11 protein-coding genes are annotated in these 13,328 nt (G+C 45.5%); 6 read left to right on the top strand and 5 right to left on the bottom strand.

Features of this window, described 5'->3' with window-relative positions; translation table 11 throughout:
• The 4 genes from V6M43_RS06010 to V6M43_RS05995 all read left to right on the top strand — a co-directional run bounded on the left by V6M43_RS06010 (nucleotide 1) and on the right by V6M43_RS05995 (nucleotide 5,955).
• Nucleotides 1–1,263, top strand: coding sequence for a DUF418 domain-containing protein (locus tag V6M43_RS06010; RefSeq protein ID WP_332733297.1), 1,263 nt, complete (start codon nucleotides 1–3; stop codon nucleotides 1,261–1,263).
• Nucleotides 1,264–1,266: 3 nt separating this feature from the next.
• Complete coding sequence (locus V6M43_RS06005) at nucleotides 1,267–2,571, top strand: phosphatase PAP2 family protein (protein ID WP_332733295.1); 1,305 nt, start codon at nucleotides 1,267–1,269, stop codon at nucleotides 2,569–2,571.
• A gap of 9 nt (nucleotides 2,572–2,580) precedes the next feature.
• Entirely contained in the window at nucleotides 2,581–5,139 is a 2,559-nt protein-coding gene (locus V6M43_RS06000) for a serine hydrolase (protein ID WP_332733293.1), read from the top strand.
• A 114-nt stretch (nucleotides 5,140–5,253) separates the two neighbouring features.
• A complete protein-coding gene (locus tag V6M43_RS05995) occupies nucleotides 5,254–5,955 on the top strand; it encodes a hypothetical protein (RefSeq protein WP_332733291.1) in 702 nt (233 codons plus the stop codon).
• A gap of 66 nt (nucleotides 5,956–6,021) precedes the next feature.
• Here V6M43_RS05995 and V6M43_RS05990 read toward each other — a convergent pair whose 3' ends face one another.
• Complete coding sequence (locus V6M43_RS05990; protein ID WP_332733289.1) at nucleotides 6,022–6,303, bottom strand: hypothetical protein; 282 nt, start codon at nucleotides 6,301–6,303, stop codon at nucleotides 6,022–6,024.
• A 99-nt stretch (nucleotides 6,304–6,402) separates the two neighbouring features.
• Nucleotides 6,403–7,212: a hypothetical protein gene (locus V6M43_RS05985; RefSeq protein ID WP_332733287.1), complete on the bottom strand. Its 810-nt coding sequence runs from the start codon at nucleotides 7,210–7,212 to the stop codon at nucleotides 6,403–6,405.
• A 142-nt stretch (nucleotides 7,213–7,354) separates the two neighbouring features.
• On the opposite strand from V6M43_RS05985, the gene V6M43_RS05980 reads away from it, so the two are divergent.
• Nucleotides 7,355–9,511: a hypothetical protein gene (locus V6M43_RS05980; protein ID WP_332733285.1), complete on the top strand. Its 2,157-nt coding sequence runs from the start codon at nucleotides 7,355–7,357 to the stop codon at nucleotides 9,509–9,511.
• Nucleotides 9,512–9,544: 33 nt separating this feature from the next.
• On the opposite strand, the gene V6M43_RS05975 is transcribed toward V6M43_RS05980, so the two are convergent.
• Nucleotides 9,545–9,901, bottom strand: a complete 357-nt coding sequence (locus tag V6M43_RS05975; protein WP_332733283.1) for an arsenate reductase family protein — start codon at nucleotides 9,899–9,901, stop codon at nucleotides 9,545–9,547.
• A gap of 80 nt (nucleotides 9,902–9,981) precedes the next feature.
• On the opposite strand from V6M43_RS05975, the gene V6M43_RS05970 reads away from it, so the two are divergent.
• Nucleotides 9,982–10,404, top strand: a complete 423-nt coding sequence (locus V6M43_RS05970; protein WP_332733281.1) for a YybH family protein — start codon at nucleotides 9,982–9,984, stop codon at nucleotides 10,402–10,404.
• 4 nt (nucleotides 10,405–10,408) lie between these two features.
• On the opposite strand, the gene V6M43_RS05965 is transcribed toward V6M43_RS05970, so the two are convergent.
• Both V6M43_RS05965 and V6M43_RS05960 read right to left on the bottom strand, forming a co-directional pair.
• The gene (locus V6M43_RS05965) at nucleotides 10,409–10,768 is read right to left on the bottom strand and encodes a hypothetical protein (protein ID WP_332733279.1); all 360 of its coding nucleotides are present in this window, start codon (nucleotides 10,766–10,768) and stop codon (nucleotides 10,409–10,411) included.
• Between the two features lie 127 nt (nucleotides 10,769–10,895).
• On the bottom strand, nucleotides 10,896–13,322 hold the full coding sequence (locus tag V6M43_RS05960; RefSeq protein WP_332733277.1) for an outer membrane beta-barrel protein: 2,427 nt from the start codon (nucleotides 13,320–13,322) through the stop codon (nucleotides 10,896–10,898).
• Between the last annotated feature and the right edge of the window lie 6 nt (nucleotides 13,323–13,328).

The raw sequence follows: 13,328 nt of genomic DNA, 5'->3' as shown, positions 1-13,328 counted from the left end.
ATGAACCAGAACCTTTCACCCATCAATCCCGAAGCCCGGGCCAACATTCTCGATGCATTGCGCGGGTTTGCACTGCTGGGTATAATCCTTGCGAACTATCCTGTATTATCACTCTATGTTTTCCAATCGCCCGAAACATGGAACGCCATGCCCACAGCCAGCATTGATAAATGGCTGAAGTATTTTCATTTCGCTTTTATTGATGGTAAATTTTATTCGCTGTTCTCTTTATTATTCGGAATTGGGTTTTCTATCATACTAAATAAAAGAGGAGAAACAGAAAAGTTCACGCTTAAATATTTCTATCGCCGCATACTTATACTATTACTTATCGGGCTCGTTCATGCATTACTGTTATGGGATGGGGATATTCTTGTATTATATGCTGTATTGGGATTAATTCTGCCCCTTTTCCGCAATACATCCGATCGCACTTTGTTAATTCTTTTTCCTGCTTTGTTATTATCCCCCTTGCTTATTGACAGTATCAGGGTGATTACAGATGGCAGGGTGGACCCGGCTCTTTTCTTCCGGCGCCTTGCATTTATTGTATCCACAAAAAGTGGGATCACGGAAACGAATTACCGGAACTGGCTGGTGGTGAATGATAGTTATAGTGATGTGCTGGAATGGAATAAGAGTGGGTTTTTCTTCAGGTGGGAAATGTTGTTGGGTACCAACCGGCTGCCCAAAGTGTTTGCTTTATTCCTGTTGGGGATGTACCTGGGAAGAAAGCGGATCTATGCCCGGCTTCCGGAGCACCGCCCCCTGCTGAAAAAAGTCCAGCGATACAGTTTGCTGGTAGGGCTACCTGCTACTATCGGTCATGCATATTTCCAGAACGACCAGTATTTTGTTCCGGCTCCTGCTGCTTTACTTGATACCCTGTTCTATGCACTAAGTGTGGTACCGATGAGTCTTTTTTATGCAAGTAGTTTTTGCCTTCTCTTCCTTCATGACGATTGGCAGAGGAAGCTGATGGTATTTGCTCCAGTGGGAAGGATGGCGTTGACAAATTATATCGGGCAGACCATCGTGGGCACAATTATATTTTATGGCTATGGTCTTGGCATGGGCGCAACTATTGGTACAACCTATATATGGCTGATTGCTCTTGGGGTTTACCTTTTGCAGGTGATCTTTAGTAATGTTTGGTTGCGGTATTTCCTCTATGGTCCGCTGGAATGGATCTGGCGGCAGCTTACCTATGCGAAATGGCTTCCATTGATGAAGATGAAGAATGTTGACAATCTAACAATCTGATATATGCGCAGTAAATACAACACTTATGGCAGCAGCCTCATTGCGCTGCTCCTGCTGGGTTTCTCTACGCTGGCACAGGAGCCTGCCTGGAAACCCATCGTAATAAACCTGGATGAGTTTAAGGTTCCTCAGCCACCCGATAAAGCATCAGACCAGGCCGAAGTTGACAAGGTGGTTTTTTACCAGACCCGCAATCCCAAAGCAGCTGCGCGTGATATGCAGCACTGGAATGCCGGCCCTCCCTGTTACCGCTGGATGCAGGCATCCGATATGCTCTATGATAGCACCCAATATTGGGTGCGCACTAACGCCTATACAGCAGTAGCTATATATGATGCGACCCTGGCGGCAATGAAGGCAAAAGAACAATATAAACGTAAGCGGCCTTATGAAAGCTCTTCCAAAGTAAAACAGCTGATCTATCTTCCTCCCAGTCCGTCGTATCCATGCGAATATTCTGTTACCGCCGCCGCAGCTGCAGCTGTGCTTGGGCATTTCTACCCTAACAAAAGGGATAGCCTTAATCAACTGGCACAGAAAGCCGGTGAGTCGCGTATCGCTGCCGGATTAGCATATCCGTCTGATGTTGAAGCAGGATTTGCATTGGGCACCAAGGTGGCATTAATGATTTTGGAACATGCTGAAAAAGATGGTTACAGCAAACCATGGCCCGGCACTGTTCCTGCTGGTCGGGAATATTACACGGGCAAGCCTATCCGAAAAGACCTTCCCAATATGCGCACTTGGATTTTGAAAAGTCCATCACAGTTCCGTTCGGCACCACCACCACCAATCGACAAGGACATGGAAGCCATCCGCAATCACCAGGTTGATCCTTACTCTAAATCAATTGCTTTCCGTTGGGAATTCAGCTGGCCCTGGGGTGAAGAAATGGAAAAGAAAGTGTTGGAGTATAACCTGGCAGCAGATCCGCTCAAAGCTGCTTTCGCCTATGCATTGGTGGCAATGTCTGACTACGATAACCAGGTTGCCCATTGGGACGGTAAGTACACCTACTACCGCGCCAGGCCCGACCAGTATGACACAACCTACAAGCCGTTATTTCCTACACCGCCGTCACCCAGCTATCCCGCCGGCCATGGTACCATGTCATATACCCGCGCCGCAGTTATGACTTTCCTTTTTCCACAGGATCGGGAGCGTTTCTACCAGATGGCAAAGGAATGTAATGAATCACGTTTTAATGCAGGCGTACATTATAAATCCGATAACCAGGCAGGGGAAGAAATGGGAAGAAAGATTGGGGAGGAAGTAGTGAACTGGGCTAAGAGCCGAATGCCTAAATAAAAAAATACAATGTTAATCACCCTATGCCATCTCCTGCTGTCGTGGAGTCTTTCACAGAACCTGCCACCGAAAGTTTTCGACGTGCATATCCACGGAGCTAAGGATCCGGTGGAGCAACTGGCATCCCTGCAACGGGCAGGTGTATACGCTGCTGCCATCAGCAGTTCCTGGGATCTTCAGCAAAGTTATCGCGCGCATAAGGGTCCACGTTTGTTGCAGGGCCTTATGCTCCCATGCCCTTTGGGAAAAGTTCCCTACAGCAGGCAACCCTGTTTTTCGGATGGAAAGGATTGGCCAGCCCTGGCTTGGATTGAACAGCAGATCAAAGAAAAGAAGATCGATTTTATTGGTGAAGTACTTAGCCAGTATTACGGGATATCGTCCTCAGATACAAGTCTATATCCCTATTATGCACTGGCTGCGAAATACAATTTGCCAGTGGGTATTCATACCGGGTCGGCCGGACCAGATCATGGCAGTCCGAATTTTACCGAAGCAGCTGGCAATCCATCGCTGATGCGCGAAATGCTTCAGAAATTTCCCACCCTCAGGGTCTGGGTAATGCATGCAGGTGCGCCATTCCTGAAAGAGGCCATTGACCTGATGAAGGCATTCCCCAATGTATATTCTGATATCTCCGCTATTAATAATCCGGCCATCCTGCCACCAGCGCAATTTAGCGGAGTGATGAAGGCTTTGATGGAGGCTGGACTTGAAGACAGGATCATGTTCGGATCTGATAACGGAGATATTCAAACGATGATTGCTTCCGTTGATGATCTTACTTTCCTTAATGCAGAACAGAAGGAGAAGATCTTCTATAAGAACGCAGAAAGATTTTTCTCTGGTGTATCAGGGCAACCAATCTCCTCCAAAAGCAGCACCCCTGCAATCACTGACCTTAATCAGAAACTGGATTCGATATTCCGGCACTTTAACCGGAAAGGTTCGCCCGGCATTGCGGTCACCGTACTGAAAGATGGTAAGCCGCTTGCTAAAAAGGCTTATGGACTTGCCAGTCTCGAATTCAATATTCCATTTTCGCATGATAATATTGTTCGACTTCCTTACGCCGAAACACGTGAATTCATTTCTATCGCCGCCGCCATAATGGAGGCAGAAGGTCTGCTCAGCTTCACGGATAAGGTGATAAAATATTTTCCTAAACTCCCCGCCTGGAGCGAACCGGTAACAATACAGCACCTGCTCAATCACAGCAGTGGTTTCGAAGATGAATGGGCTGCACTATTACTTACACAATCGAGCATGGCAAACCGGTTTGACCAATCTCAATTTCTTGATCTCCTTTTTCACCAGCCCCAACCGGGCTTTGAGCCGGGCAAGGGTTATATGTACTGCAATTCAGATTTTGGATTACTTCGACTTATCCTTGAAAAAGCATCGGGTGAGAACCTGAGGGTATGGATGAAGAAAAAACTCTTTGATCCCAACGGTATGGGGTCCACCCTGCTGCATGATAATAAGAACCAGGTCATTCCCCTATTTGCGATGGAGTATGATAATTACGGGTTGGGGTACAATCGGTGGATCAGTGATAAAACATCACCGGGAGGCAATTATCATATCGCTACCTCCGCAGCAGATCTTGAAAAATGGTATGCGCTGCATGAGAATAGAAATTCACCGGTTGCGAAGGCAATAGTAAGGTTGAAAAAAGATGCTACGCTGATGCCCGGACTGGGCAATAGCAGGAATTATGTTTTCGGTTTAAAAGAAAGGGTGCTCGATAAATACCAGGTGATCCTGCACCAGGGAGTTAATGACCGGCCCTATCTGTCGCGTGTAACCGAAGAAGGTCTGGCCATTATCATTCTTGGTAATACCGGCGCCCCCTACCCGCAGTTTCATAAAGAGATCATAGAATATATGCTGGTGGGCGAAACTAAATCCGAACCTTTGCAGCGAAAGTTTTTGAAAGGACCGGTTAAATATTCGCTCAAAGATCTGGAGCCTTTAGCAGGTAGGTATTTTGAAGAAGACACGATTGGTTATGAGAGTTATACTAAGGATAGGAAGCAGCCCTTATACTTCGTGATTGATAATGATTCATTAAAAGGATTGTATAATGGTATGCTGATTCCCATGGAGATGATTTCACCCTGGGTCTTTAAAGATCCGGATTATGAAGCTTACCTCGAATTCACTCCACCGAAAAAGGCGGGAGACCCCGTTAAAATAAAAACACTGGTAAATCAAACCGGCAAGATCTATCATCATCTAAAGGATACCACAGTAATCTGGAAGCCATCGAAAGAGCAGCTCCGCTCCTTCACCGGAACATACTATAGTCCACACCTTGATTTTTACTGGCGGCTGGTGATGAATGAAGATGGTAAGCTTATCATCAAGCGACCAACAATTGCAGATACAGAGCTTACTCCGGAAACGCCTGACCTCTTTACATTAATGGTACAGAAAGGAATTGGCGATAGCGGCTTCGAAGTGTTTGTAAGATTTAAAAGAAATAGTAGAGGTGAAATAACAGAGCTTATAGTTTCTGATCCGCGTTTGATGGGGCATCGCTTTATGAAGGTGCCGGATCGTTGAAGTAGTTTGCATGATGTTCGAACATGTTCTTAACATGTGTCAGACACCTAAACGTGTCGTTTTTGTACTATTCTAGCCCTGTTTGGCAGGGTAGATTTACAAAAACAAATAACCATGCATAGCTTATCAACGCAACGATCACTGAAGCTGTTTGCCATCCTGCTGGTAATCGGCATTACCGCCTGTAGCAGGACAGCAGACCCCGGCAATGAAATCAACTCCTCTGTTTCCGGTCTGCAGGTAAAAACGCTTCAAAAGGAAATGGTACTTGCCGCCCACCAGCAGGGAAATATCCGGATCAGCTTTCCTTCCCAGGATCCGGGCATCCCCCTTTATGTGCGAGCCGAACCCAGTCTCAACCAGTATTTTGTAAAAGATGGATGGCTTGTTATGCCCTTCTACCGCAATCCCGACTGCATCAGACCTGATTTCAATCTGCTCAGTTATTTTGATGTTCCCGCTGCTTTTGGTTGCGAGCTTAAAGTGGAAGGTTCTTATATCATTGAATCGGGCGCACCGCTTGGCACCTTTCCCATTATAAGCCAGAGTCGCGGAACCGCTGTTCCTTTCTGGTTTGTGCAATGGAATGATTTCGCTGCCCTTGCTACCGATGGTGTAGTAACAATTGCTGACGTGGAAAGCTTGAACCCCGTAAAAGGGTTGGCCGATAATTTTGTAGAGATGCTGAAACCCAGATTTGAGAATCACCAGGTGGTGATCAATGCGTCCGGAAGTTTGGAGGATGGGAGGACCTTTATGTTTCATGTTAACCACCTTGGCAATCAAACCCAATCTATCAGACTGGAGTTTAATTGACGCGGTGGTCAAATGAAGGGAGGGGTTAAGGTTTAATGGTTAATGGCAGACAGCTTTTTAAAGTTCTCAGAGCGTATTATCGCAACAGTCTTCTTCCTTATTTAGCTGCCTCGAAATAGATTTATTAATTGTCTGCAAGCCGCTGCGCAGTTCCAGTTTCTGGTGGGCCGTAGCGGCTTCGGGCTGCAGGTTAAGCTGGTATTCGCCCATCCCGCTGCTTACCAGTCCGGGCTGCACCATGATAGTGGCGCCGCTCCGGGGCTTCAGGCTTTGTTCCCCCAGGATGTTGACAGCAGCGATAGCTGCCATCAACACCAGCGGAACAGCGATCAGGGTAATTCGTTTCATTGATCAAGGTTTAATTGTGAGTACAAATCTAATCCAACACAATGCAGCTGACAATCGATTTATACATGATATGTAGTTTTTTTAGTATGAATTGTAGCATTAATACAAATAGCTGTAACGGATCTCTGGTTTCAGTACCCCGTTAATGGAAATCCGCTGGTCGCGGTGTACCGGCCTTCCCAACGCATCATATTCATAAGTGATGGTGAGCAGGTTTTCAGTATCGTCATTGGCATCTACTGTACGCACCACCCGCGGGTTGTTTTTGAAAAGTTCCAGTTCAGGAAGCCAATGATCAAGAATGGCATCGGGTATGGGATTTCTTTTATCGTCATACTGCTCAAAATATTTGGTGAAGGAAAGGGCAAAGTCATCATGGTTGGTTTCCTTATACCAGTATTCCATTTTCTCCAGGTTGCCGGAGGGGTAATAAGATAGCTTGATAAGCACGGCTTCGGCTCCGTCTTCCTGCGGATCTGTTATGATCTCTTCCACCTCTGCCAGTTTTCCCAACGCGCTATACTCAAAAAAATGATCTGAAAGCTTACGCCCATTATTCAGGAAGTTCTCCGCCCTGTAAACCTTGCCTTCCTGGTAATAATATTTGATGTTGCCTGCATTGCTGTTAGATTGTTTAAGCTTTCCATTTTCAAAAACAAGCTGCTGGTTTATGGTGGTAATTCCGCCATCCGGACTGTTCTGCCATTGCGCCGAATAGGATCTGACCTTGCCGTCTTCAGTATAATTGAATGTCTGGAAATCATTCTGGCTGGCTACCAGGCGCTTTACCGGCTGGTGTTGCGGGTTAATAGGCCCCGGCTGAGGGTCATCATCATTACGGTTGCAGGCTGTCATTATAAATATGCCGGAAAGCAGGAGGGCCGCATGGGTAAATGATCGTACTGTCATAAATAAGGTTTATTGATTCTACCTACCTGACAGAAGATTAGATGTATACCGGATGGTTTTGTGAAGAGCGGCGCCATAGCGTTACTGGTGGCACGATAATTTACTTGTTAATACCACGTAAATTACCGTCAGAAATCAGCGCATGAGTATCTATACCCGATTCGTTATTATTCTTATTTCATTTGGCCTTTCTTTTTCAGTAAAGGCTCAGAATACACTGCCCGAGGCCAATGCGCTCCTGGATGCGGAGCAGATGCAGTTCCAGTCATTCCTGAACGGTCTTAATGGAGATACCGCAATCAACCTGTTGATGGATGCTTTTGTTTCCAGCACTGCCGATAGTTTACAGATCGCCATTAATGATGACAGATCCATTGTTGCCGAGAAAAAGTTGAAGGGAATTACGAGTATCCGGTATTTCCTGCAGATCATCCGCGCGGGTATCGCCCAGAAACAATTTGAATTGTATGATATACCTGATGCACTTGAAAAGTTTCCAAAGATCGCAGATGCGCTGGTACATGGCAAAGCTTTCAGGCCTTTCTTATTAGGTTTCGGGGCAAGGCGAACCCAGATCATGGCCGACACCTTCCGTCAGTTCCCTGAGGGCAAACGCTTCCAGCACCTTGCTGATGTTCGGAGGATATCGATGAACATGGAGATGATCCTTCCTATGGTGGAGGCTCGTCCCGACTTCCCCTATATCGATACCGTACTCGTTTATGTGGCGGAGCGATCACCGATGCATATCGTTGATTATATAACGCTGAAGAATAACCGTATCACTGATTCTATTTATAAACTCAAGCATCCCCTCTTAGAGCAGCTCATAACATTGAAGGGTAACCGAAATGCCAGTGAGATCGCTCCTCTGGTAGGTGAAATTGCTGCGGGTCGGCTCACGGCAGACAGTATTCAAAATCTCCGGAGCAATAATGTTACAGGCTATTACCAGTTGCTGGTGAATACCCTCCAGCAGAATAGAACCAGCATTGGTAAAGGCGCTGCTGCCGGTATGCAACCCGCGTTGCGCAATGCATTGCATGATAAGGCCATGGCTTTTTATATTAAGCCCATCAATGAATTGCATGAGAAAAAGGATGATATCAGATTCAAAGCGATTCAACCTCTCCGGGCTATCGATCTCTATTATCTTGTTACCAGCGGCGAAGATGAACTCTATACATCCAGCTTTCTGGGTATATATAAGAAACTGATGGAACAACTGCCGGCGGGCAGGTCCGATAGCCTGATGGAATGGGTACAGTATGATCAGTTCAGGAAGTTCATACGGATAAGCTCTCATTATAATGTACTCAATGATTTTCTGAATAATATGCCGGAAGATTCGCGGGAGCATTTGTTGAGTCGGTTTATCGGAGGTATTGATAGCAGTCCTGAAAGTGGAATTGAAGATGCGATGGATGTGGCTGATGCTTTTTCCAGTCTCTCTAAAGATTCGACCTATAGTCCGCTGGTGGCATCTCTCCTGAAACAGAATATTACCCGATGTACCAAGGAGAATAATAGATACTGCGTGCGGCTTTATACCATACTTCAGCAGGTGTTTACCATGGCCAGTGACCCTGCTTCATCAAAGGATATCTTCAGCAAACTTGGAAACTATGAACTGCTTAAGATGGATGCACTCCGTGATAAACAAAATATAATTAACCAGCTGGTGATATTTTATGGCGACGATGACGGTAAGGCTTCTTTCAATAGTTTCATGCAGATATTTAAGGATACTGCTGCGTGGAAGGTTGCAAAATCAGAACAGTGGGTAGAGATAAGTTCCCGCCAGGAGGGCCAGCAGGTAAAACTTTTTGCCAACCTCCCGCTCGATAATGACAAGGGGCTCGATGAACAGGCGCAGTTGGCTTTGATGAATCACCTCAAGGCAGAAAAGATCAATCCGGGGGTGATCATTCACCGCGGACATAGTTATCATCTCCCCACCACGCTTAACTATCTGCAGCCGTCAATGAAGCTCGCCTTCCTTGGGTCTTGCGGCGGCTTCAGGAATATCCTGACCGTGGCGGGTAAAAGTCCCGATGCACAAATCCTCGCCACCCGGCAGATTGGCTCCAAATTGATCAATGATCCGATGATCCAGGAAATGAATCTCCATTTCCTGGAATCCCGCGATATTAACTGGCCCGTATTATGGACGCAACTGGGTGAGCAGTTCAGCAAGACCGACTTCACGAAAAATCTTTTCGAAGAGTATGTGCCGCCTTACCGCAACCTCAGCCTCTTCGTGATCCGGCTGTATAATATTGATGCCTCGTCTCTTTAATCAATACCCGTCTGACATCCGTCAGGACGGATGTCAGACGGGTAGGGAGGTTTTTAGATCCGCTACCACCGCTTTGGTATTGCCGATGAAGATCTTCTTGCCGATGATTGCCACCGGGCGCTTGAGGAAAGTATATTCCTGAAGGATCAGCTTTCGGTAGTCTTTTTCAGTCAGTTCTTTTTCATGAAGTGACATCGACCTGAATTTCAGCGCCCGCCGGCTGAATAATGCTTCATAACTCCCCGCCAGCATTTTCATTTCATCGAGCTGTGCTGCCGTGATGGGCTCGGTTTTGATATCCTGAAGTTGTATTTTATTTCCAGTGGCATCCACTTCCTTTAGGATCTTCTGACAGGTATCGCAATTGGCGAGGTGATAGATCTTTTTCATAATTCAATGGGATGGTAACATTTGCCGATTCTGTTTGGTTTAATTGACGCGCAAATGTACCTTGAAAACAAAATCTCTCCATGCGCATTCTCCTTCTTGCCTGCAGTTTATTACTGACCTCAAGCATTTTTGCTCAAACAACTGATGAAGCAACTATTCGCGACCTGCTGCAGAAACAGCAGGAGGACTGGAACCGCGGAAACATTGAAGCCTTCATGCAGGGATACTGGCAGTCAGACTCGCTGATGTTCATCGGTAGCAGTGGCGTTACTTATGGCTTTAAGAATACATGGGAGCGATACAAAAAGAATTATGATAGTCGCGATAAAATGGGGGAACTGAAGTTTGATCTTCTACATGTTAACCGTCTTGCAAATGATGTATATATGGTAGTAGGCAAATGGCATCTCAAACGCACCGTAGGAGATGTCGGCGGCATTTACACACTTATACTCCGCAAGATCAGCGGTAAGTGGGTCATCACTTCAGATCATACAAGCTAATGGGTCAATCACCTGTTTTTTTTGCCAGTTGTTCCTGCTTATGGGTATTGATAGATTGTGCAAGAGAACTCTTCAGTTGCATCTTGATTTTCCTGTTGTTCAACCTTGCAACTTTACCTGAAATGTTTTCTTCACCTATCAACTGGTTGTCATTGTTATAATAGTAGATGATCGATTTATCAGGCTGATGGAGACTTGATTTAATAACCCAATAACCCTCCTCTGGAACGTAAGCTGGAATGGCCCGTGCGAGTTTTTGTTTTTTGAATTGCTTTTTCTCTTTGTTGTTAGAGGGTTCGCCGGAAGAGGCGGAGACGACGGCAAAGGCCGGCAGTAAAACTGCCAGCAGGAGTAACTTTTTCATGGCTTAAGGTTTAGCGTAAAAAGATACCTTTAAGTTACGAAAATTACCCCGACCCCGGTGTTAAAACGCTGAAGAGCTCCATTGTCCGATATACAACATTCTATCCCGTTTAACTGCAATTATTTTACTAACTACCAGCTCCAACCCGACGTTGTTCATCATTACTGCTGCCGCCATTACTTTTCGGCTTATCTGAAAAATTCTTACCAAAGCGCCAGGTGAAACTGATGTTAGCTACCCTCGAATCACGGTTCTGACGAAAGCGCTCACGAACATTCTGGTATTTAATATCACCTACGATTGTCTGGGAAAAGAAGATATCGCGCACATTGAGTTTCAAACTGCCCTTACCCTTCAGGACCTGTTTGGCGATGCCGGCACTCACCTGACCGAAATCATATATTTTAAACTGTGCATCTTCAAATGCAGTATTATAATTTCCCGATAACTCAGCCGACCATCCCTTATTGAATTTGAACTGGTTGTTCACATTGGCATTGCCACTTGTATTTTCACTATTGAAATCGTTATTGATCCCTATTCCTCTAACCTTACGGTAGCTGCCTGTTGCACTTATAGTGGCCGACCACCACTTGGTGGGATTTAACTGTGCTGTTACCGTTAGATTCGTGTTCTGCATTTTTGCGAGGTTGCCTTCCGTAAGAATGGTAACTTCTCCTTCGGTGCGGAATATCTGTGAAAAGTATTGTGTGGTATTTGCATGATTGATACTGGTGGTAAGCCAGTTCTTGTAAGTATGACTCAGTTCATATGACCAGGTGAATTGCGGTTGTATATAAGGGTTACCTACCTGGTAGGTGAATTTGTTGATGAAGAACAGGAATGGATTCAGTTGCTGGTATGCAGGCCTGTCTATCCTTCTTCCGGTATTTATAGTAAATACATTATTTGAATCGGCCTTATAACTCAGGTAAGCAGTAGGGAACAAGCTTGTATAAGACCTGGTAAAGGAAGAATCAGATTTCTCCGGATTACCGAGTTGCTTTCCTTTATACTGTGTATTCTCCAGTCGCAGCCCCCCCTGAAGACTCCATTTGCCAATTGTTTTGCTGGCATTGGCATAAGCAGCAGCAATATTCTCTTCGTATTTGAAATGATTTGTTTTCTGGTAATCAGGCTGCCAGTTATTATCAATAAGGTTAGCGTAATCAGCAATATTATCTGTTTTTACATAGCTCGCCTTTAACCCGCTTTCCAGCTTCAATCCCTTTTCAAAAGTTTGCGTGTAATCTGTTTTAGCTGCATAGATGCGAATGCTTGCCGGCAGATCGCCGCGAAGTTTTTCGTCGGCACTCATAATATCATCTGCATCATATGTTTTCGTATTGAAAAGCTGATTGTTCTGCATGTTATAATGTACATAATCCAGATCAGCACTCAACTCAGCCGTCTTGCTGATCTCATGTCGCATATTCAGGTTGAGGGTTCCATTGATCCATTTATTGGAGTTATCACTGGTTGTAACCACCAATGAATCTGTTTGTCCAACTGCATTTTTAAGGTAGCCACTGCTGATACCTTCGAATTTTCTGGGTGATATAAAACCGGTACCGGTAATACCCAGCGTGGTTTTTTTATTGAGGGAATAATCCATCCCAAGTTTCAATGTATTGTTTTGTCCAGTCATGATCAGCAATGTGGGCTGGTCAAAAAATGCAACAGGATCTTTCCCGGCGCCATCGAGGTAAGTTCTTTTGATGAGCAGGTTATTGAAACCCTTGTTTGCATTCTGGCTATAGTTCATGAATACGTTGAACTTATCATTGCGGTAGTTCAGGTTAAGGCTATTGTTCGTTTTCCAGTATTTACCCTGTCCATACCCGAGGTTGATACTTCCATTCCAACCGCGCTGGCGATTCTTTTTTGTTTTGATATTTATAATGCCTGAATTGCCTGCGGCATCGTATTTGGCGGGTGGATTTGTCATGATCTCGATCTGGTCGAGCTGGTTAGCGCTCATGCTATTGAGGAGGTTAGCGAGATCGGCGCCATTGAGATAGCTGGGTTTGCCATCAATCATTACCATTACGCCCGCGCGTCCCTTAATACTGATATTGCCATCGCGATCAACCGTTACTCCCGGTGATTTTTCAAGTACTTCCATTGCTGTTGCACCTGCATTACTGATGCCCGCATCCACATTCACGATGGTGCGGTCGGGCTTAATTTCGATCATCGGTTTTTTTGCAACAACCGTTACAGCGCCAAGTTCTTTATTATCAGCTTCCATGGTGACGGTGCTGAATTTTTTCTCTGCCTGGTTTGCACTCAACTCAAAAGCTTCACTCATAAAGTTTTTGAAACCTACAGCGCTTACGGATAAACGGTAGGTGCCGAAATTCAATTGGTCGATCTCGAATGCGCCATTGCTTCCGGCGATAGCCAGTTTTGCAACAGAAGAGTCGGCCACATGAAGCAGGGAGATGGTAGCGCCTTCCATAGCCATTCCACTCACTTTAGCATTTTGCTGTGCCTGCGCGAAAGCGCTTACCATCAGTAAAAAACCCAGAAATCCCTGTCTAATAATTTTCATACAATA

This window comes from Flavihumibacter sp., assembly GCF_036676075.1.
Taxonomy (GTDB): Bacteria; Bacteroidota; Bacteroidia; order Chitinophagales; family Chitinophagaceae; genus Flavihumibacter.
The sequence above is the reverse complement of the archived record's forward strand: the minus strand, read 5'-3'. Positions and strand labels throughout refer to the sequence as shown.

Bases quoted from the DNA above. Each gene is read 5' to 3' on its own strand.
- V6M43_RS06010 (WP_332733297.1), top strand. From the start codon at position 1: ATGAACCAGAACCTTTCACCCATCAATCCCGAAGCCCGGGCCAACATT.
- V6M43_RS06005 (WP_332733295.1), top strand. From the start codon at position 1,267: ATGCGCAGTAAATACAACACTTATGGCAGCAGCCTCATTGCGCTGCTC.
- V6M43_RS06000 (WP_332733293.1), top strand. From the start codon at position 2,581: ATGTTAATCACCCTATGCCATCTCCTGCTGTCGTGGAGTCTTTCACAG.
- V6M43_RS05995 (WP_332733291.1), top strand. From the start codon at position 5,254: ATGCATAGCTTATCAACGCAACGATCACTGAAGCTGTTTGCCATCCTG.
- V6M43_RS05990 (WP_332733289.1), bottom strand. From the start codon at position 6,303: ATGAAACGAATTACCCTGATCGCTGTTCCGCTGGTGTTGATGGCAGCT.
- V6M43_RS05985 (WP_332733287.1), bottom strand. From the start codon at position 7,212: ATGACAGTACGATCATTTACCCATGCGGCCCTCCTGCTTTCCGGCATA.
- V6M43_RS05980 (WP_332733285.1), top strand. From the start codon at position 7,355: ATGAGTATCTATACCCGATTCGTTATTATTCTTATTTCATTTGGCCTT.
- V6M43_RS05975 (WP_332733283.1), bottom strand. From the start codon at position 9,901: ATGAAAAAGATCTATCACCTCGCCAATTGCGATACCTGTCAGAAGATC.
- V6M43_RS05970 (WP_332733281.1), top strand. From the start codon at position 9,982: ATGCGCATTCTCCTTCTTGCCTGCAGTTTATTACTGACCTCAAGCATT.
- V6M43_RS05965 (WP_332733279.1), bottom strand. From the start codon at position 10,768: ATGAAAAAGTTACTCCTGCTGGCAGTTTTACTGCCGGCCTTTGCCGTC.
- V6M43_RS05960 (WP_332733277.1), bottom strand. From the start codon at position 13,322: ATGAAAATTATTAGACAGGGATTTCTGGGTTTTTTACTGATGGTAAGC.